Source organism: Bradyrhizobium arachidis (assembly GCF_015291705.1).
GTDB classification, from domain to species: domain Bacteria; phylum Pseudomonadota; class Alphaproteobacteria; order Rhizobiales; family Xanthobacteraceae; genus Bradyrhizobium; species Bradyrhizobium arachidis.
This window is the reverse complement of the sequence record NZ_CP030050.1, coordinates 9139422-9157658: the sequence shown is the minus strand read 5'-3', so window position 1 is coordinate 9157658 and position 18237 is coordinate 9139422. Positions and strand designations below refer to the sequence as shown.

Here is an 18237-nt window from a genome sequence, read left to right as displayed (position 1 = left end):
GATGGATTGCCAGGTCAAGCCCGGCAATGACGAATAGCTGAGAACTCATGCCACCCGTTTTCCGATTTGCCCCCAGCCCCAACGGCCTGCTGCATCTCGGCCACGCCTATTCGGCGCTGCTGAACTTTGACCGCGCGCGCGAGGCCGGCGGGCGGTTGCTGCTGCGGATCGAGGACATCGATGCGACGCGCTGCCGGCCGGAGTTCGAGGCGGCGATCTACGAGGACATCGCCTGGCTCGGGATAGCCTGGGAGACGCCGGTCCGCCGGCAGTCCGAGCATCTCGCGGAGTATCGCACCGCGCTGGAAAAGCTCTCCGCGCTCGGGCTGGTCTATCCCGCCTTCGAAAGCCGCGCCGAGATCGCCAGGCTCGTCACCGCGCGCGAGGCCGACGGGCCGTGGCCGCGCGATCCCGATGGTGCGCCGCTTTATCCCGGTCACGCCAAATCGCTGACTGACGACGAGCGGGCGCGGCTGATTGCGTCAGGTGCGCCCTATGCGCTGCGGCTGGACATGGCGGCCGCCTGCGGCGTTGCCGGCCTGAGCTGGAACGAGCTCGGCGAGGGACCCGGCGGCGAGCGCGGCACCGTCCCGGCGCGGCCGGAGACCTGGGGCGACGTCATCCTGGCCCGCAAGGAGACCCCGACCAGCTACCACCTGTCCGTGGTCGTCGACGACGCCCTCCAGGGCGTCAGCGAGGTGGTGCGTGGCCAGGACCTGTTTCATGCCACCTCGGTGCACCGCCTGCTCCAGGCCCTGCTCGGTCTGCCGCAACCGGCCTATCGCCACCACGGCCTGATTCGCGATGGCGAGGGGCGGAAGCTGTCGAAGTCAGACCGCTCGACCGGCCTGCGCGAGTTGCGCGCAGCCGGCATGACACCCGCCGGTATCCGCCAGCTGGTGGGATTAGGTTAAGTTTCTCTGGGGTTTAGCCAAACGCCGCCGTGACTCCAGGTGTTCCGCCGTGCCATTCTTGCCGCGAGCCCGGGGTTCGAAGGATGTTCTTCGAAGGGGAGTTATGGCGGCGAAAACGCGCCCAGCGCGCACCACGCGGACGTCCAGGCGACCGCCTCGGAAGCAGTCCGGGACGGCCGGCCGGTTGCGTCAGCGCAGCACCAAGGCGGACGCGCCGGACGTGGTCCAGGCCGCGCTCGCTGCCTTTGCTCATGAGGTCCGCACCCCCCTGACCGGCATTCTCGCGATCAGCGACCTGCTCGCGACCTCCGATCTCGGCGAGCGGGAGCGGCGCTGGGCCGACACCATCAAGGCCGGCGCCGAGCATCTGGCGAGCCTCGCCACGCTGTTCGTGGACGCTGCCAGAACAGGGACGGGCGGCAACACGCTGCGCCAGGACCTGTTCGACCTCAGGACGCTCGCCCGCAGCGCCGGCGATTCGCTGGCTGGCCGTGCCGCGGCCAAGGGCCTCCAGGCTGAGGTCGAGATCTCCGGAAAGCTGCCGGGCCTCGTGGTCGGCGACTCGGTCCGGCTGCGCGCCGCGCTGGAGAACCTGATCGACAATGCCGTCAAATTCACCGAGCATGGCGGTGTGGCGCTCGCGGTGGCGCCCTGGCGCCCCGCCAAGGGCAGGAAGAGCGACAAGGCGAAGGGGAGGGTCGGGGTCGCCTTCTCGGTCTCCGACAGCGGCATCGGCCTCACCATGGCCGAGATCAAGCGGCTGTTCCGCCCGTTCACCCAGGCGAACGTCACCATCGCCTCGCGCTTCGGCGGCGCCGGGCTCGGCCTGTCCTCGGTGAAGCAACTGGCGCGCGCGATGGGCGGCGACATCACCGTCGCGCCGCGCCGCGGCGGCGGCGCCACCTTCACGTTGACCGTGTCGCTGGAGGCGGCGGGGCCGGCAAGGTCCCGCAGATCGAAGAACGGCAGTGAAGCGGATGCAATGGCTGCGCTGCGCGTGCTCAGCGTCGAGGACAATCCGTTCGGCCGCGTCGTGCTCAACACCATCCTGACCGAGCTCGGCCATCATGCCGAGTTCGTCGGGCGCGGCGAGGACGCGGTCGACCGGCTGGCGCAGGGCGCGTTTGATGCGGTGCTGATGGACATGGTGCTGCCGGGCATTGACGGCATCGAGGCCATCAGGCGGATCCGCACCATGCCGGCGCCGCTGGCCCAGATCCCCATCATCGGCGTGTCCGGCCGCGGCGAGGACGAGGTGGCCTCGCGCGAGGCCGGCGCCGACGCCTTCCTGGTCAAGCCCGTGTCGCCTAGGGCTTTAGCGACTGCGCTGCTTGAAGCGAGACGCCGTGAGGAAGCCGCGACTTGATGATCGCGGCGTTGAGCTCGCCTCCGTAAACGAAGATCGCGGCGATGAAATACAAGAACACCAGGGCGATGATCACCGAGGCGAGCCCCGCATACATCGTTACGTAGTTGTTGGCGAAGCGCGCCAGGTACTGGCCGAACACGACGCCCGAGATCAGCGACGCCACCATCGTGAACACGATGCCGGGCAGGATCTGGAAGAAGCTGCGCCGTCCCGCCGGCAGCCAGGCGTGCAGGATGAACAGTGCTACCACCAGCGCGGCGATGGTGATGCCGTAGCGCAGCCAGGTGAGGATGCTTTCGTTGGATTCGACGAACAGCGGAATGTGGCGCCGCGCCGCCTCGATGAGCAGCGGGCCGAGCACGATCAGGAACGCCATGGCGAGCGCGGTGAAGGCGGCAACCAGCGTGTAGCCGATCGATTCCAGACGCAGCCAGTACCAGCGCCGCATCTCCACGACGGCATAGGCGCGATTGAGCGCGACCCGCAACGCCTCGACGCCATTGGAGGCGAAGTAGACCGACAGCGCCGCGCCGATGGTCAGCACGCCGGAGCGGGTCGTGGTCAGCACGTCGTGCACCTCGCCCGAGATCGAATCGGAGACCTGCTTGGGCCAGACCTGCAGCATCAGGCTGGCGGCCTGGTCGGCAAGTTCCTTGGAGCCGAAGAACCCGGCGAGCGATGTCAGCACGATCAGGAACGGGAACAGCGCCATCAGCGTCGACAGCGCGATGTGGCTCGCGATCGCCCAGCCATCGTCGGCCAGGAACGTGTAGAAGGCGTCCTCCACGACGTTGTAGATGGTACGGATTGCCTTCACTGTGTGCCCTGTACTGCTCCCTCGTCCCGCTCTCGGGGGGAGGCGAAGACGGCCGACGACGGACGCAAATCGGAAATCATGCCGTTAGCTTCTGACATTCTCGGCCTGAAAGCCAGATCGCCAACGCCATGGCGGACCGCCGCACACGGTGTTATCACCCCCTAATGGCATCTATCCTGAGTACTTTCATCCTGCCGATCGCGGTCGGCGCCGTGGCGCTGGTACTGCTGCTCGGCCTCGTCAACATGATGCGCGGCGGCTCGCCCAACACCTCGCAGAAGCTGATGCGCTGGCGCGTGCTGCTTCAGTTCGTGGCGATCGTCATCGCGATGGCCGCGGTCTGGGCGATGGGGCGATAGGACATGATCCGGACCCGAAGGGCCGCGTTAGCGCAAAGTGTGAAGCGGTTTTTCGACAAGATCATGCCCTAAAACAAGAGGTCCATATGGTCGTATTGAACCGCATCTATACGAAGACCGGTGACGACGGCACGACAGCGCTCGGCTCGGGCGAGCGCCGTCCGAAATATGATCTGCGTATCGCGGCCTATGGCACGGTCGACGAGACCAATGCCGCAATCGGCGTGGTGCGGTTGCACACCCGTGACATGCCCGAGTTCGACGCGATGCTCGGCCGCATCCAGAACGATCTGTTCGATCTCGGCGCCGATCTCGCAGTGCCCGAGCGGGAAGGCAAAGCGGAGCGGCTGCGGGTTGTCGCGAGCCAGGTCGAGCGGCTCGAGCGCGACATCGACGCACTCAACGACAAGCTCGCGCCGCTGACGTCCTTTGTGCTGCCGGGCGGCACGCCGGCCGCGGCCTACCTCCACGTCGCCCGCACGATATGCCGCAGGGCGGAACGCGTAATCGTGGAACTGGCGGCGCAGCCCGGCGAGCCCGTTGGTAGCGCTGGCATCCAGTATATGAACCGCCTGTCGGACTTCCTGTTCGTGGCCAGCCGCGCCGCTAACCATAACGGCTCCGGCGATGTGCTCTGGGTTCCTGGCCAGAACCGCTGACCCATTGAGATCAGCATTTCTAAGGTCTAAAATTTGGCTCTGTCGCGCGTTGACCGGGCTGGATCAGGCCTTTAGGTTCCGCGCCAGTTGAATAACCCCCCTCCTAAATTGAGTGAAAGAGGATCGATGAAGGTCTTAGTGCCGGTAAAGCGGGTGGTCGATTACAACGTCAAGGTCCGCGTCAAGGGCGATGGATCGGGCGTTGAACTCGCCAACGTCAAAATGTCCATGAACCCGTTCGACGAGATCGCGGTCGAGGAAGCGCTGCGCCTGAAGGAAGGCGGCAAGGCGACCGAGGTCGTGGTGGTCTCCATCGGACCGGCGCAGGCGTCGGAGACGATCCGTACCGGTCTTGCCATGGGCGCCGATCGCGGCATCCTGGTGAAGGCTGAGGGCAACGTCGAGCCGCTCGCCGTCGCCAAGATCCTGAAGAAGGTTGCTGAAGAAGAGCAGCCGGGCCTGATCATCCTCGGCAAGCAGGCGATCGACGACGACAGCAACCAGACCGGCCAGATGCTGGCCGCGCTGCTCGGCTGGTCGCAAGCGACCTTCGCTTCGAAGCTCGAGGTCGAAGGTTCGGACTTCAAGGTCACGCGCGAAGTCGACGGCGGCCTGCAGACCGTGAAGCTGAAGGGACCGGCGATCGTCACCACAGACCTTCGCCTCAACGAGCCGCGCTATGCCTCGCTGCCCAACATCATGAAGGCGAAGAAGAAGCCGATCGCGGAGAAGGCCGTCGCCGATTACGGCGTCGACGTCACCGCGCGTCTCGAGGTCCTCAAGACGACTGAACCGGCAGGCCGCAAGGCGGGCGTCAAGGTGAAGGACGTCGCCGAGCTGGTGTCGAAACTCAAGAACGAAGCCGGGGTGCTCTGATGACGACGCTTCTGATTGCCGAACACGACAATGCGTCGTTGAAGGATGCGACCAACAAGGCCCTGACCGCGGCTGCCGCGCTCGGCGCGGACGTCGAGGTGCTGGTGGCCGGCCAGAACGCCAAGGCCGCGGCGGACGCCGCTGCCAAGCTCGCCGGCGTCAAGAAGGTGCTGCTCGCCGACGGCGAGACCTATGCGCACGATCTCGCCGAGCCGCTGGCCGCGCTGATCGTCTCGCTGGCGCCGTCCTATGATGCGATCGTCGCGCCAGCGACCTCGCGCTTCAAGAACGTGATGCCGCGTGTCGCAGCCCTGCTCGACGTCATGCAGGTCTCGGAGATCATCAAGGTGGTCGCGCCCGATACCTATGAGCGTCCGATCTATGCCGGCAACGCCATCCAGACGGTGAAGTCGAAGGACGCCAAGAAGGTCATCACGGTCCGCACCTCCACCTTCGCCGCTGCCGGTGAAGGCGGCAGTGCGCCGGTCGAGAGCGTTGCTGCGGCGGCCGATCCGGGCCTGTCGACCTTCGTCGGCGAGGAAGTCGCCAAGAGCGACCGTCCGGAGCTGACCTCGGCCAAGATCATCGTCTCCGGTGGCCGTGCCATGCAGAGCCGCGAGAACTTCGCCAAGTACATCGAGCCGCTGGCCGACAAGCTCGGCGCCGGCGTCGGTGCCTCGCGCGCAGCGGTGGACGCCGGCTATGCCCCGAACGACTGGCAGGTCGGCCAGACCGGCAAGGTGGTGGCCCCCGAGCTCTATGTCGCGGTGGGCATTTCCGGCGCGATCCAGCATCTGGCCGGAATGAAGGACTCCAAGGTGATCGTCGCGATCAACAAGGACGAGGACGCGCCGATCTTCCAGGTCGCCGACTACGGCCTGGTCGCCGACCTCTACCAGGCGGTTCCGGAGCTGACGGCCGAACTCGGTAAGCTCGGCAAGTAAAACGCGTTAAAAACACCGGCCGGAGGCATAAACTCCGGCCGGTTTTTCTTTTTCGAGGCGTTTTCTTTGGCGTGGGGCACGCCTTCGAAGCGATCCAATCTAGGTTTCGAGCCCGGGTTCTGATTAAATCGGCTTCTGGTCAAATCAGACCTCCCGGCTCAGGGGATAGGCAGGGCGCGATCTGCGCGCCGTTCCGGTGGATGACATTATGGCGGCAGTGATCAAGAAGGTCGGCGTGATCGGCGCGGGTCAGATGGGCAATGGCATCGCGCATGTCGCGGCGCTGGCCGGCTTCGACGTGGTGCTCAACGACGTTTCGGCCGACCGCCTCAAGTCGGGCATGGCCACCATCAACGGCAATCTGGCACGCCAGGTCTCCAAGAAGGCCGTGACCGAGGACGACAAGGCCAAGGCGGTCGCGCGCATCAAGCTCGCCGAGAAGCTGGACGACCTCGCCGACTGCGACCTCGTGATCGAGACCGCGGTCGAGAAGGAAGAGGTCAAGCGCAAGATCTTCCATGAGCTCTGCGCGATCTTGAAGCCGGAGGCGATCGTCGCCTCCGACACCTCGTCGATCTCGATCACCCGGCTCGCCGCCGCAACCGACCGGCCCGAGCGCTTCATCGGCATTCACTTCATGAATCCGGTGCCGCTGATGGAGCTGGTCGAGCTGATCCGCGGCATCGCCACTGACGATGCGACCTTCGATGCGTCCAAGGAATTCGTCGCCAAGCTCGGCAAGCAGGTCGCCGTCTCCGAGGACTTCCCGGCCTTCATCGTCAACCGCATCCTGCTGCCGATGATCAACGAGGCGATCTACACGCTGTATGAAGGCGTCGGCAATGTCGAGGCGATCGACGCGGCGATGAAGCTCGGCGCCCATCATCCGATGGGTCCGCTGGAGCTTGCCGATTTCATCGGTCTCGATACCTGCCTGTCGATCATGCAGGTGCTGCACGAGGGCCTCGCCGACTCCAAGTACCGCCCGTGCCCGCTGCTGGTGAAATACGTCGAGGCCGGCTGGCTCGGCCGCAAGACGCAGCGCGGCTTCTACGACTATCGCGGCGCCAAGCCGGTTCCGACGCGCTGAGCCAATTCTCCAGTGCTGTAGGGTGGGCAAAGGCGCGCAGCGCCGTGCCTACCGTCCCCCTTTTGATCACACGATGGAATTGGTGGGCACGCTTCGCTTTGCCCACCCTACGGCACTATCGCCCTGCGGACGTGCGTTCGCCCTGTGACAATTCATGTCCCGTTAACCGCTCGCCTCTAGGCTGCGCCCGGTACGAGGGTTCGCGTAATGGACATGATGGCAATGGTCAGCACCATGCTGGCCGCACAGCAAGGCGCGCTGCAATCGAATATCGCGGCGACGCTGACCAAGTAGAACATGGATATGGAGAAATCCACGGTCCTGACGCTGCTCGGCGCCGGTCAGCCCTCGCTCGCAAATGTCGGCCCCGGCGTCGGCGGCAATCTCAACGTTACGGCCTGAGCTTCTTAAAGCGACGCGGCGGCCTTGCCGGTCGCGGCCCGGAGCAGCTTGAGCGCATCCTCGCTCGCCCATTCCGCCGGCCCGGCGATCGTCGCGATTTCGCAGCCCTGCGGGTCGACCAGCACCGAGGTCGGCATGCCCAGCGCCCGGCCTATGGCCTTAAGATCCTGGAAAACCTTGGCTTTCTGGTCGTTGAAGTAGCCGAGCCGGGTCAGATTGGCCTCTTTCAGGAAGGTTTTCGGCTTCTCCGGGTCGCGGGTGTCGATATTGATCGCCACCACCTCGAAATTCGGGCCCGACAGCTTGCCCTGGAGCTCGTCCAGCGCCGGCATCTCCTTCCGGCACGGCACGCACCAGGTGGCCCAGAGGTTCACCAGCAGCGTCTTGCCGCGGAAATCCGAGAGCTTCTTCGGCTTGCCGTCGGCATCCTCGAAGGTGAGGTCGGGCAGCTTCAGGGGCGCGCTGGCCATGGTCAGGGCGGCCAGCTCGCCATGGGCGAGCGGGGCGATCTTCTGGGCCGTGGCCACCGCCGGCTTGCAGGTCGGATCGCCTGAAGGCGCCCGGCTCAGGCCCAGCCCGTACAGCGCGGCGAAGCCGGCGAGGCCGCCGACCACCACGGTGGCGATGACGATGGGGATCCGGCGCGTGGCGGAGGGCTTCTTGTCGAGCATATCGTTTGTCATCCGGTCGCAGATATGGCTATCAGGGGCCTCTTAATACGGCTGGCAGCTGTCAGCAAACATGCGGCAAGCAGGACGTGAGCAGGGGATCATGAGCAACAAGATGTGGGGCGGCCGGTTCTCGGAACGTCCCGATGAGATCATGGAAGAGATCAACGTCTCCATCGACGTCGATCGTCACCTCTTCGCCCAGGACATTGCCGCGTCCAAGGCCCACGCCGCGATGTTGGCCAGCCAGGGCATCATCACGGCTTCTGATGCGAAAAATATCGGCAAGGGTCTAGACACGATCTTGTCAGAGATCGGCAAGGGCGACTTCACGTTCAAGCGCGCGCTCGAAGATATCCATATGAACGTCGAGAGCCGCCTGTCCGAGCTGATCGGCCCGGCCGCGGGCCGGCTGCACACCGCGCGCTCGCGCAACGACCAGGTCGCGACCGACTTCCGTCTCTATGTCCGTGACATCGTCGACGAGACCGACGCCGCGCTCGCGGAGTTCCAGCAGGCGCTGGTGGAGCGCGCGCTGGAGCATGCCGGCACCGTGATGCCCGGCTTCACGCATCTGCAGACCGCGCAACCCGTCACCTTCGGCCATCATCTGCTCGCCTATGTCGAGATGGCCGCGCGCGATCGCGGCCGCTTCCAGGATGCGCGCAAGCGGCTCAATGAATCCCCGCTCGGCGCCGCCGCGCTCGCCGGCACCTCGTTCCCGATCGACCGCCATGCCACCGCGAAGGCGCTTCTCTTCGATCGCCCGATGGCGAACTCGCTCGATGCCGTCTCCGACCGCGACTTCGTGCTGGAGACTTTGTCGGCGGCCTCGATCTGCGCCGTGCACATGTCGCGTTTTGCCGAGGAGATCGTGATCTGGACCTCGCCGCTGGTCGGGCTGATCCGCCTCAGCGACAAGTTCACCACGGGCTCCTCGATCATGCCGCAGAAGCGCAATCCGGATGCCGCCGAACTCGTGCGCGCCAAGACCGGTCGCGTCATCGGTGCGCTCAACGGCCTCCTGATCGTGATGAAGGGCCTGCCGCTCGCCTACCAAAAGGACATGCAGGAGGACAAGCAGGGCGCCATGGAGGGCTTTGCCGCGCTGTCGCTGGCGATCCGCGCCATGACCGGCATGGTCCGCGACCTCGTGCCCGACGAGGCCAAGATGAAGGCTGCCGCGGGCGAGGGCTATGCCACCGCGACGGACCTTGCCGACTGGCTGGTGCGGACGCTGAAGATGCCGTTCCGCGACGCCCACCACGTCACCGGCCGCATCGTCGCCAAGGCCGCCGAGGGCGGCGTGGCGCTGCACGAGCTGCCGCTCAAGGAGATGCAGGCGATCGAGCCCAAGATCACCAAGGATGTGCTCGCCGTGCTCTCGGTCGAATCGTCGGTGAAGAGCCGGACCAGCTTCGGCGGCACCGCGCCGAAGAACGTGGCGTCGCAGGCAAAGAGCTGGGCGAAGCGGCTGGAAAAAGAGCGAAAATTGGGCTGAGGGCAAAATTTCGCTTATGTTTCATGGTCATCCGGCTCTCGCCAGAGCGCGCCAATCTCTGTATGGTGCGCGCCGCGTAGTGGGGATTTCGTCGTGACGTCAAAGTTTCGCCCGGCCGGCTCGGGGTGGGCCATCATTGTCTTGAGCCTGACGGCGCTCGCGCTGGCCGGCTGCGGCCGCAAGGGCCCGCTGGATCTGCCGCCGACCGCCTCCAGCGCGTCCACGGCCAATATCGCAGCGCCGACCGACACCGAGATCGAAGCCCAGAAGACGCCGAGCGTGTTCAACCCCACCTATGGTGCGGATGCTGCGCCGGCGGCGCCCAAGGGCAGCAAGAAATCGTTTATCCTCGACCCGCTCCTGGACGAAAGACCCAGCCGGTAGGCTGGCGCAACCGAGCCAACGCCATGAACCATTTCGACTACCGCAACGGCGTGCTGCACGCCGAGGCGGTGAACCTGTCCGAGCTGGCCGCAACCATCGGCACGCCGTTCTACTGCTATTCGACCGCGACGCTGGAGCGGCACTACCGCGTCTTCACCGACGCCTTCGCCGGCGAGAAGGTGCTGGTCTGCTACGCCATGAAGGCGAACTCCAACCAGTCCGTGCTGCGCACGCTGGCCAAGCTCGGGGCCGGCGCCGACGTCGTCTCCGGCGGTGAGCTGAAGCGCGCGCTGGCCGCGGGCATTCCCGGCGGCAAGATCGTGTTCTCCGGCGTCGGCAAGACGGAAGCGGAGCTGCGCGCGGCGCTCGCCGCCGACATCCTCTGCCTCAACATCGAATCCGAGCCGGAGCTCGAGCTGCTCTCGCGCCTTGCGACCGAGATGGGCAAGACCGCGCGCATCTCCGTGCGCGTCAATCCCGACGTCGATGCCGGCACGCACGCAAAGATCTCGACCGGCAAGTCCGAGAACAAGTTCGGCATCCCGATCGCCTATGCCCGCGAGGTCTATGCCCGCGCCGCCAAGCTGCCGGGCATCGAGGTGACCGGCACCGACGTCCATATCGGCAGCCAGATCACCGATCTGTCCAAGATGGAGACCGCGTTCCGCATCCTCTCCGAATTCGTGCAGACGCTGCGCAGCGACGGCCACAACATCTCCCACGTCGATTTCGGCGGCGGGCTCGGCATTCCCTATTACATGGACCGCGAAGCGCCGCCGGCGCCCGATGCCTATGCCGCCATGGTCAAGCGCGTCAGCCACAATCTCGGCTGCACGCTGATGTTCGAGCCGGGCCGCATGATCGTCGGCAATGCCGGCATCCTCGTCGCCAAGGTCATCTATGTGAAGCACGGCGACGGCAAGAACTTCGTGATCATCGATGCCGCGATGAACGATCTGATCCGCCCGACGCTGTATGAGGCCCATCACGACATCCTGCCGGTGATGCAGCCCGCCAAGGGCGCCGCCACCATCATGGCCGACGTCGTCGGCCCGGTCTGCGAGACCGGCGACTATCTCGCGCTCGACCGTACGCTGCCGACGCCGAAGGCGGGCGATCTCCTCGCCATCATGACCGCGGGTGCCTACGGTGCGGTGCAGGCCGGCACCTACAACACGCGGCCGCTGGTGCCCGAGGTGCTGGTGAAGGACGACCAGTACGCCGTCGTCCGCCCGCGCGTGGAGGTCGAGCAATTGATCGCGATGGACACGCCCGCGCCGTGGCTGTGAGCCACGCCATCGTCGCGCGAAAATCCGCATCTGAGGGATAGCAGGGCCGGCGAGCATGTGCTTACCGGTCCTGCCTGTATGTCACGGCCCGTATTTCGGAGCCGGCTTCTGATTGAAGTCGTTCTCGTCGGTGATGCAGGTGAAGTTCGCGGCAATGCTGGTGCTGCCGCTGCCGTTGTATTTCGCGACCTTGGGGAAGACGCACAGCGGCCGGGTCATCTGCACCGCCGGCGGTGTGTCATCGACGAACTTGGTGGCGAGGATCGTGTCCGGGGCGACCCCGGCCTCGACCCATTTGACCAGCGGCGTGAGCGCATCGAACGTGTTGGGGCCGGTGCCGCCCGAGCAGTGATACATCCCGGGCACCATGAACAGCCGCGCATAGCTCTGGGTCCGTCGCAGCGCCGGATTGCCAGGTCCATTGCCATGTCCGTTGTCATGATCGAAGAACCCGACCGGCTGGAAGCCCTGACCTTCATTCCCCACCAGTGCGAGGAAATAGTTGATGCTGCTCTGCGACGGAATCAGCGGGTCAGCCCAGCCGTGGTACATCAAGAGCTTGCCGCCGTGCTCGCGGAACTCGCTGAGGTCGGTGCTGGTTGCGTTCAGCACCGCCGCAAGCTGGTCGTCGACTTTTGCGATGTCGTGGTGGAAGTCGAAATTGGCAAAATTGGTTGGGCTTGAAGGATAGCCGAAGCTCGGGCCGAACACCCAGTAGAACAGGCCGTCGAAGGCCGGCTCGGGGAGGCGCTCCTGGAACGCGAGGCCAAGCGCGCGGATGTCATCGGTCTCGTTGCCGCGCTGGGAGCCCGGATTGATGATCTGCCCGTTCACCGGGTCGGTCGTGCCGGCGTAATAGCGCTGCATGGTCGTGACCTGCTCGGAGGTTAGGCACGCAGGCGGCGCGTTGCCACCTTTGCAGAGCAGGACCTTCGGATCGAAACGGCAATCGCGAGGATCGGTCAGGAACTGATCGGTCTTGGCGCCGCCGTCCTGGCCGACGCATTGCTTGAGCACGGCCTGGTTGATCAGCGTCATCTGGCCGGTCTGGATGAACCGGCCCGGGGTCGCATGCGCGTTCTGCCAGCTGTAGAGCCCGGCCATGTGCAGGTCGGTGCGGTTGAACGCGGCTGCGCCCGCCAGGATGCCGTCGTAATCGTTGGGGAAGCGCTGCGCCTCCATCAGGGCGTTCTGGCCGCCGGTCGAGCAGCCGGCGAAATAGGCCCTTTGCGGCCGCTGCCCGTAGAACGCGTTGGCGATTTCCTTGCCGCGCACGGTCATCAGATGGATCGCGCGATAGCCGAAATCCTTGATCCGCTCGGGATGCCCGAACAGGCCGGTCGATGGCGCCGCCGGATCGCCGAATTGAATGGCGAGCGGATTGCCCATGTTGCCGGCCGAGCCGCAGAACAGCGGGTTGCATCCCGAAGACCCGCTGGCGAGCTCGCTATAGGTGATCACGCCTTGGAAGCCGCCGCCGCCGGTGCCGAGGAACCTGCCGTTCCAGTTGGTTTCGGGCAACCAGACTTCGATCTTGATGCTGGAATCAGAACTCGGGACCAGGGTCGCGGTGACGCGGCAGAACGCGGGAAGGCCGGTGATCGGGCTCGCGCCAGGCGGCACGAAGGTGCCGGTCGTGTTGTCGTCCGCCGAATTGATCACCGTGTGCTGGAGTTGCAAGGATCGAAGATTAGTGCACGCCGTCGCCATTGCGGGCGAAGTACCGATTGCGACACAGGCAAACAGGGCCATGGTCGCACCGACAAGTAAGTGTCGATGACGCTTCATTCCGTCCTCCCTGATTTTTTTGCAGGCTAGAGAGGACAGGATAACTTACAAAGATTACAACTCAAGGGTGAATGGAGACGTAGAGCAAATAACAGCAAGCTCGCGTTTTGGTTGTGCGGGCTGTGCGGGGCGACGGTGAGCGCGACGCCGGCTCAACAAAGTTGGTCGTCCCTGCGAACGCAGGGACCCATAGCCACAGGGAGGAGTTTGGCGCGACGCTGAGAACTCCGAGTCTTCGCCAAACTCCCGCCTGTGGTTATGGGTCCCGGGTTCGCGCTTTGCGCGCCCCGGGACGACGGCGGAGAACGCAACACTACTTTCCGGCCAATCCGCCGGTCTTCCCGCCGACCACGACGCCCGCCTTCTTCTCGATCGGCTTGATCGCCGCGGTGAAATCGGACTCGGCGCCTTCCGCAGCTATCACGGTCTCCCACAAACGTCCGACCGCGTCCGCAACCTCCATCGACAGGCCAAGGTGCTTCATCTCCTCCAGCGCGAGCCGCACGTCCTTCACCATCAATCCCGTGGCGAAGCCGAAGTCGAACGTTCGCGGCAGCACCGAGCGCGGAAACTTGTCGCGGCTCGCGGTGTTCATGCCCGAGCCGGCATTGATGACGTCGATCATCACGGCGGGATCGAGCCCGGCTTTGACGCCCATCACCACCGCTTCCGACGTCGCCACCATCGCTGTGGCCGACAGGAAATTGTTGGCGAGCTTCATGGTCTGCGCCGCGCCGGGCTTCTCGCCGATGAAGAACACTTTTCCGATCACGTCGAGCGCCGGCTTGAGCAGCTCGAACTCGGCCTTCGGCCCCGACACCATCACCGCCAGCGTGCCCTTCTCGGCGCCGCCGACGCCACCGGACACCGGGCAGTCGATCTGCACGATGTTCCGCTTGGCGAGCAAGCCGTGAATTTTCACTGCCATCGCCGAGCCGACGGTGGAGAGATCGATGAAGCGCTTTGCACGCTTGCCCTCGATCACGCCACTGGCGCCCGTCGCGACCTCGAGCGATGCCTGCAGCGAGGGCAGGCTCGCCATCACGGTCTCGACCTGGTCGGCGACGTCCTTCGGCGATGCCGCAGCCGTTGCGCCGCGCGCCACCAGTCTGTCCGTGACCTCCTTGCGCGTGTCGAACACGACGAGCTTGTGGCCGGCCTCGATCAACCGCCGCGCCATCGGGAAACCCATGTTTCCGAGGCCGATGAATCCGATGTCCATGGTGTTTCCTTGTTTCTTCTTGGTTGCTGTGAAAGATTCTCGTTCCATCCTCGCTGTCGTCCCGGACAAGCGCGCCTTAGGCGCGCGCCGATCCGGGACCGATAACCACAGGGAGGAGTCGTCGTGCCGAAGCGTTCACTCCGAGTCCCCGCAACCACATCTTCCTGTGGCTATGGGTCCCGGATCTGCGCTTCGCTTGTCCGGGACGACGGAGGTGAGGGCGTTGCGTCCCTGACCTCGCTCGCCCTTCACGCCTTCCCGTCGATCTCCGCGAACACCTCGCGCGCGATGCGAAAACTGTCGACGGCGGCGGGCATGCCGCCATAGATCGCGACCTGCATCAGGATCTCGCGGATCTCGTCGCGCGTGACGCCGTTGGTCAGCGCGCCCTTCAGATGCGCGCGAAACTCGTGCTGGCGGTTGAGGATCGCGATCATCGCGATGTTGAGCATGCTGCGGGTCTTGCGCGGCAGCTCCTCGCGGCCCCACACCGTGCCCCAGCAATATTCGTTGAGCATCTCCTGGAACGGGCGGTTGAAATCATCGACGTTCTTCAGGGCATTGTTGACATAGGCCTCGCCCAGCACCGCTTTGCGGACTTCCAGGCCCTTGTCGTGCATCTTCTTGTCCATGTCGTTTCCTCATCTCTCCCTCGGGGATGGCGCGGAAATTACGGGGTTGCATCAAGCCAGTCACGTCCTCGTGTTATGCGGGAAAAGGGGTGTCTCCCGTACAGGAACGGATGCCTCAGTGCTGCCGTTGTGGTAGGCTTCTCTACCGGGCAACCTGGAGAGTTGATTGAACGGCGTCACCCCCGACCCGTCAGACCCGATCCGCAACAGTGACGCTCTGTCGCGGTTGAAGCTGGCGCAGGCCCTTGATCGGGCCCTTTATGCCATCGCGTGGGAGCGTGCCTGGCCAAATCTGGCGCGGCTTCTGACCGTCGTCGGCCTGTTCCTGGCCCTGTCCTGGGCCGGGCTCTGGCTGACGTTGCCGTTCGTCGCGCGTGCCATCGGGCTCGTCATTTTCGCCGGCATCGCGATTGCCGCGCTGTTGCCGCTGGTTCGTTTCCGCTGGCCGAGCCGCGAGGAGGCGCTCGCCCGGCTCGACCGCGGCTCCGGCATTCGTCACCGCCCGGCGACCACGCTGACGGATACGCTGAGCTCGCAGGATCCTGTTGCGCAAGCGTTGTGGCAGGCGCAGCGCGAGCGCACGCTGGCCTCGCTCAAGCGCATCCGCGCCGGTCTGCCGCATCCGCGCCTCGCCATCCACGATCCCTGGGCGCTGCGCGCGCTGGTGATGGTGTTGCTGGTTGCGACCTTCTTCGCCGCCGGCGACGAACGTGCGATGCGGCTTGGTGCCGCCTTCGACTGGAACGGTGTGCTGGCGCCGACGAATGTCCGCGTCGATGCCTGGGTCACCCCGCCGCTCTACACCGGCAAGCCGCCGGTGATTCTGTCGGCCGCCAACAAGGAGGCTGCGGCGCTGCCGGCCTCGGGCCCGCTCGCCGTTCCCGCCGGCTCGACCCTGATCGTGCGCTCCTCGGGCGGCAGCCTCGATGTCACCGTCTCCGGTGGCCTGAAGGAGGTCGCTCCCACCGAGGCCACGCCCAAGGGCACCAACGAAAAGCATTTCGCCATCACCGGCGACGGCAACGCGCATGTTCGCGCGCCCTCGGGGCAACCGCAATGGGCCTTCACGGCGACGCCGGACCATCCGCCGACCATCGCGCTCGCCAAGGATCCGGAGCGTCAGGCCCGCGGCGGGCTCCAGCTCTCCTACAAGATCGAGGATGATTACGGCGTCACCGGCGCCGAAGCGCAAATCGGCCTGCGTCCCGCCGATGCCAAGGACGGCGGCAAGAATGGCGCGGCCGCGCGGCCGCTGTTCCAGCCGCCGAAATTCCCGCTGGTGCTGCCGAATGCGCGCACCCGCAACGGCGTCGGCCAGACGGTGAAGGACCTCAGCGAGGATCCCTATGCCGGCGCCGACGTGACGCTGACACTGACCGCGAAGGATGAGGCCGGCAACGAGGCGAAGAGCGACCCCTTCAACATGCGCCTGCCCGAGCGTCTGTTCACCAACTCGCTCGCGCGCGCGCTGATCGAGCAGCGCCGCATCCTCGCGCTCGACGCCAACAAGAATTCCGAGGTCTACGCGGCGCTGGACGCGCTGATGATCGCGCCCGAATTGTTCACGCCGGATGCCGGCTGCTATCTCGGCCTGCGCAGCCTGGCGTCGCAGCTCGAGGCGGCCCGCACCGATGACGCGCTGCGCGAGGTGGTGTCGAGCATGTGGGCGTTCGCGACCACCATCGAGGACGACGGCGTCGCCGGCAGCGTCAACGCCGCGCTGCGCGCGGCGCAGGACGCGCTCAAGCACGCGCTGGAACGCGGCGCCAGCGAGGACGAGATCCGGGTGCTGACGCAGAAGCTGCGCGAGGCCATGGCCGGCAAGGTGCGCGATCTCGCCCGGCGCGCCGAGCAGAATCCGCTCGGAGCCCGGCAGCCGTTCCCTGCGGAGGTTCAGCTCATCCTCGACAAGGCGATCGAGCTGCGACAGAAGACCCAGCAAGCCACGCCCGAGCAGCTCGAAGAGCTGGCGCAGCAGCAGGACGCCTTGCGTCAGCAGCTTCAGGCCTATCGGAAGTCGGCGAACAGCCGGGCCAACAAGGGCGAGGACGGGGCCAACCAGTTTACGCGGGACCGGAAATGCGGAAGCTAGCGCGCGTGCCAGTCTTGAAGGCGATCTCGATCGCCTGCTTCGCCTTCCTGTTGGGAAGCGTCGTGCCTGCCGCTGCCCAGCTGGATCAGGATCCTGACGCGCTGCTCGACAGCGCGGAAAAGGCGATGCAGGATTCCGGCGACAGCCTGCGGCAGAAGGAATCCGGCAAGAGCCTGAACAACCAGTCCGATGCGATCCAGCGGCTCGAGGAATACAAGCGCGCGACCGAACGCAGCCAGTCCTCCAATCGCGATCGCTCCGTCATAACGCAGCGCGATCTCGACGATCTCCTGAAGCAGATCGAGAAAGCCGCGCGCGAAGGCAATAAAGAAGCCGCCCAGCGTCTGCTCGAGCAGCTGGCGCAGATCATGGAAAACCTCCAGATGGCGCAGCCCGGGCAATCCGGCGACAGCGAGATGGAGCAAGCGCTGAACGAGCTCAGCGACATGATCCGCAAGCAGCAGCAATTGCGCGACAAGACCTTCAAGCAGGGTCAGGACTCCCGGCGCGATCGTTCGCGCGGCAAGCAGGGCGATCAGTCGATGTCCGACCTGCAGCAGGACCAGCAGGCGCTGCGCGACCGCCTGAAGAAGCTTCAGGACCAGCTCGCCAAGCGCGGCCTCATGCAGAAGGGGCAAAAGGGTCAGAATCAGAAAGGCCAGCAGGGTCAGCAGGGCGACCAGGGGCAGCCCGGCCAGGATGGTGATCAGGACGGTGATGACGATGGCGGTCTGGACGCTGCCGACGGCGCCATGGGCGACGCCGGCTCGAAGCTCGGCGAGGGCAATGCCGACGGCGCCGTGGACTCCCAGGGCAAGGCCCTCGAGGCCTTGCGCAAGGGCGCGCAGAAGATGGCCGAAGCGATGCAGCAGGGCGACGGCGAGGGCCAGGGCGACGGCCCCGGCAACCGCGCCGGCCGTCAGCAGAACGGCAGCAACCAGACCGATCCGCTCGGCCGTCCGCTCCATGGCCGCGATCTCAGCGACGACTACACGGTCAAGATCCCCGGCGAGATCGATGCGCAGCGCGTCCGCCGCATCCTCGAAGAGCTCCGCCGCCGCCTCGGCGATCCCTCGCGCCCGCAGATCGAGCTCGACTATATCGAGCGGCTGCTGAAGGATTTTTGAGGGACGGTGTCATCGCCCGCGCAGGTGGGCGATCCAGTATTCCAGAGGCCATCGTTCAAGAGCTCGCTCTCGCCACACCTGCCGCAGCGTACTGGATGCCCCGG

At 65.6% G+C, this 18237-nt stretch carries 17 protein-coding genes and 1 pseudogene; 13 read left to right on the top strand and 5 right to left on the bottom strand.

The window, feature by feature from the left end:
- Positions 1-47 precede the first annotated feature (47 nt).
- Positions 48-914 (top strand): tRNA glutamyl-Q(34) synthetase GluQRS, encoded by an 867-nt coding sequence (gluQRS, locus tag WN72_RS43285; RefSeq protein WP_092215554.1) that lies wholly within the window; start codon positions 48-50, stop codon positions 912-914.
- A gap of 103 nt (positions 915-1017) precedes the next feature.
- A complete protein-coding gene (locus WN72_RS43280; protein ID WP_092215556.1) occupies positions 1018-2280 on the top strand; it encodes an ATP-binding protein in 1263 nt (420 codons plus the stop codon).
- On the opposite strand, the gene WN72_RS43275 is transcribed toward WN72_RS43280, so the two are convergent.
- Positions 2222-3100 (bottom strand): YihY/virulence factor BrkB family protein, encoded by an 879-nt coding sequence (locus WN72_RS43275; RefSeq protein WP_027562142.1) that lies wholly within the window; start codon positions 3098-3100, stop codon positions 2222-2224. The genes WN72_RS43280 and WN72_RS43275 overlap by 59 nt on opposite strands.
- A 164-nt stretch (positions 3101-3264) precedes the next feature.
- Between WN72_RS43275 and WN72_RS43270 the strand changes: the two genes are divergently transcribed.
- The 6 genes and pseudogenes from WN72_RS43270 to WN72_RS43245 all read left to right on the top strand — a co-directional run bounded on the left by WN72_RS43270 (position 3265) and on the right by WN72_RS43245 (position 7430).
- Positions 3265-3459, top strand: coding sequence for a twin transmembrane helix small protein (locus WN72_RS43270; RefSeq protein ID WP_018646527.1), 195 nt, complete (start codon positions 3265-3267; stop codon positions 3457-3459).
- 86 nt (positions 3460-3545) lie between these two features.
- Positions 3546-4118 (top strand): cob(I)yrinic acid a,c-diamide adenosyltransferase, encoded by a 573-nt coding sequence (locus WN72_RS43265; RefSeq protein ID WP_027562143.1) that lies wholly within the window; start codon positions 3546-3548, stop codon positions 4116-4118.
- A 126-nt stretch (positions 4119-4244) separates the two neighbouring features.
- The gene (locus tag WN72_RS43260; RefSeq protein ID WP_028146409.1) at positions 4245-4994 is read left to right on the top strand and encodes an electron transfer flavoprotein subunit beta/FixA family protein; all 750 of its coding nucleotides are present in this window, start codon (positions 4245-4247) and stop codon (positions 4992-4994) included.
- Positions 4994-5938 (top strand): electron transfer flavoprotein subunit alpha/FixB family protein, encoded by a 945-nt coding sequence (locus WN72_RS43255; RefSeq protein WP_028146504.1) that lies wholly within the window; start codon positions 4994-4996, stop codon positions 5936-5938. Before WN72_RS43260 ends, WN72_RS43255 begins: the two co-directional genes overlap by 1 nt.
- 208 nt (positions 5939-6146) lie before the next feature.
- Positions 6147-7028 (top strand): 3-hydroxybutyryl-CoA dehydrogenase, encoded by an 882-nt coding sequence (locus tag WN72_RS43250; RefSeq protein ID WP_027562812.1) that lies wholly within the window; start codon positions 6147-6149, stop codon positions 7026-7028.
- A 207-nt stretch (positions 7029-7235) separates the two neighbouring features.
- A pseudogene (locus WN72_RS43245) lies at positions 7236-7430 on the top strand (putative motility protein).
- 5 nt (positions 7431-7435) lie between these two features.
- On the opposite strand, the gene tlpA reads toward WN72_RS43245, so the two are convergent.
- Positions 7436-8101 carry a thiol:disulfide interchange protein TlpA gene (gene tlpA / locus WN72_RS43240; protein ID WP_027562814.1) on the bottom strand — a complete coding sequence of 222 codons (666 nt, stop codon included), beginning with the start codon at positions 8099-8101 and terminating at the stop codon, positions 7436-7438.
- A gap of 100 nt (positions 8102-8201) precedes the next feature.
- Here tlpA and argH point away from each other — a divergent pair, with 100 nt between their 5' ends.
- The 3 genes from argH to lysA all read left to right on the top strand — a co-directional run bounded on the left by argH (position 8202) and on the right by lysA (position 11272).
- Positions 8202-9599, top strand: a complete 1398-nt coding sequence (argH, locus tag WN72_RS43235; RefSeq protein WP_027562815.1) for an argininosuccinate lyase — start codon at positions 8202-8204, stop codon at positions 9597-9599.
- A gap of 93 nt (positions 9600-9692) precedes the next feature.
- Positions 9693-9983 (top strand): LPS translocon maturation chaperone LptM, encoded by a 291-nt coding sequence (lptM, locus tag WN72_RS43230; RefSeq protein ID WP_092215557.1) that lies wholly within the window; start codon positions 9693-9695, stop codon positions 9981-9983.
- 23 nt (positions 9984-10006) lie between these two features.
- On the top strand, positions 10007-11272 hold the full coding sequence (gene lysA, locus WN72_RS43225) for a diaminopimelate decarboxylase (protein ID WP_092215559.1): 1266 nt from the start codon (positions 10007-10009) through the stop codon (positions 11270-11272).
- A gap of 81 nt (positions 11273-11353) precedes the next feature.
- Here the strand turns inward: lysA and WN72_RS43220 are convergent, their stop codons facing one another.
- The 3 genes from WN72_RS43220 to WN72_RS43210 all read right to left on the bottom strand — a co-directional run bounded on the left by WN72_RS43220 (position 11354) and on the right by WN72_RS43210 (position 14914).
- A complete protein-coding gene (locus tag WN72_RS43220; RefSeq protein ID WP_092215561.1) occupies positions 11354-13060 on the bottom strand; it encodes a tannase/feruloyl esterase family alpha/beta hydrolase in 1707 nt (568 codons plus the stop codon).
- Positions 13061-13373: 313 nt separating this feature from the next.
- On the bottom strand, positions 13374-14282 hold the full coding sequence (locus WN72_RS43215; RefSeq protein ID WP_092215563.1) for an NAD(P)-dependent oxidoreductase: 909 nt from the start codon (positions 14280-14282) through the stop codon (positions 13374-13376).
- Positions 14283-14530: 248 nt separating this feature from the next.
- Positions 14531-14914 carry a carboxymuconolactone decarboxylase family protein gene (locus tag WN72_RS43210; RefSeq protein WP_008567285.1) on the bottom strand — a complete coding sequence of 128 codons (384 nt, stop codon included), beginning with the start codon at positions 14912-14914 and terminating at the stop codon, positions 14531-14533.
- 166 nt (positions 14915-15080) lie between these two features.
- Here WN72_RS43210 and WN72_RS43205 point away from each other — a divergent pair, with 166 nt between their 5' ends.
- Together WN72_RS43205 and WN72_RS43200 are read left to right on the top strand one after the other, a co-directional pair.
- Positions 15081-17006, top strand: coding sequence for a TIGR02302 family protein (locus WN72_RS43205; RefSeq protein ID WP_092215566.1), 1926 nt, complete (start codon positions 15081-15083; stop codon positions 17004-17006).
- Positions 16994-18133, top strand: a complete 1140-nt coding sequence (locus WN72_RS43200; protein WP_027562821.1) for a DUF4175 family protein — start codon at positions 16994-16996, stop codon at positions 18131-18133. The genes WN72_RS43205 and WN72_RS43200 overlap by 13 nt, the downstream gene beginning before the upstream one ends.
- Positions 18134-18237: the final 104 nt, after the last annotated feature.

What these genes read in the sequence shown, in the direction of transcription:
- WN72_RS43260 (WP_028146409.1), top strand. Translation starts at nt 4,245, where the DNA reads ATGAAGGTCTTAGTGCCGGTAAAGCGGGTGGTCGATTACAACGTCAAG.
- WN72_RS43200 (WP_027562821.1), top strand. Translation starts at nt 16,994, where the DNA reads ATGCGGAAGCTAGCGCGCGTGCCAGTCTTGAAGGCGATCTCGATCGCC.
- WN72_RS43210 (WP_008567285.1), bottom strand. Translation starts at nt 14,914, where the DNA reads ATGGACAAGAAGATGCACGACAAGGGCCTGGAAGTCCGCAAAGCGGTG.
- WN72_RS43270 (WP_018646527.1), top strand. Translation starts at nt 3,265, where the DNA reads ATGGCATCTATCCTGAGTACTTTCATCCTGCCGATCGCGGTCGGCGCC.
- WN72_RS43215 (WP_092215563.1), bottom strand. Translation starts at nt 14,282, where the DNA reads ATGGACATCGGATTCATCGGCCTCGGAAACATGGGTTTCCCGATGGCG.
- WN72_RS43280 (WP_092215556.1), top strand. Translation starts at nt 1,018, where the DNA reads ATGGCGGCGAAAACGCGCCCAGCGCGCACCACGCGGACGTCCAGGCGA.
- WN72_RS43265 (WP_027562143.1), top strand. Translation starts at nt 3,546, where the DNA reads ATGGTCGTATTGAACCGCATCTATACGAAGACCGGTGACGACGGCACG.
- lysA (WP_092215559.1), top strand. Translation starts at nt 10,007, where the DNA reads ATGAACCATTTCGACTACCGCAACGGCGTGCTGCACGCCGAGGCGGTG.
- WN72_RS43250 (WP_027562812.1), top strand. Translation starts at nt 6,147, where the DNA reads ATGGCGGCAGTGATCAAGAAGGTCGGCGTGATCGGCGCGGGTCAGATG.
- argH (WP_027562815.1), top strand. Translation starts at nt 8,202, where the DNA reads ATGAGCAACAAGATGTGGGGCGGCCGGTTCTCGGAACGTCCCGATGAG.
- WN72_RS43220 (WP_092215561.1), bottom strand. Translation starts at nt 13,060, where the DNA reads ATGAAGCGTCATCGACACTTACTTGTCGGTGCGACCATGGCCCTGTTT.
- tlpA (WP_027562814.1), bottom strand. Translation starts at nt 8,101, where the DNA reads ATGCTCGACAAGAAGCCCTCCGCCACGCGCCGGATCCCCATCGTCATC.
- gluQRS (WP_092215554.1), top strand. Translation starts at nt 48, where the DNA reads ATGCCACCCGTTTTCCGATTTGCCCCCAGCCCCAACGGCCTGCTGCAT.
- WN72_RS43255 (WP_028146504.1), top strand. Translation starts at nt 4,994, where the DNA reads ATGACGACGCTTCTGATTGCCGAACACGACAATGCGTCGTTGAAGGAT.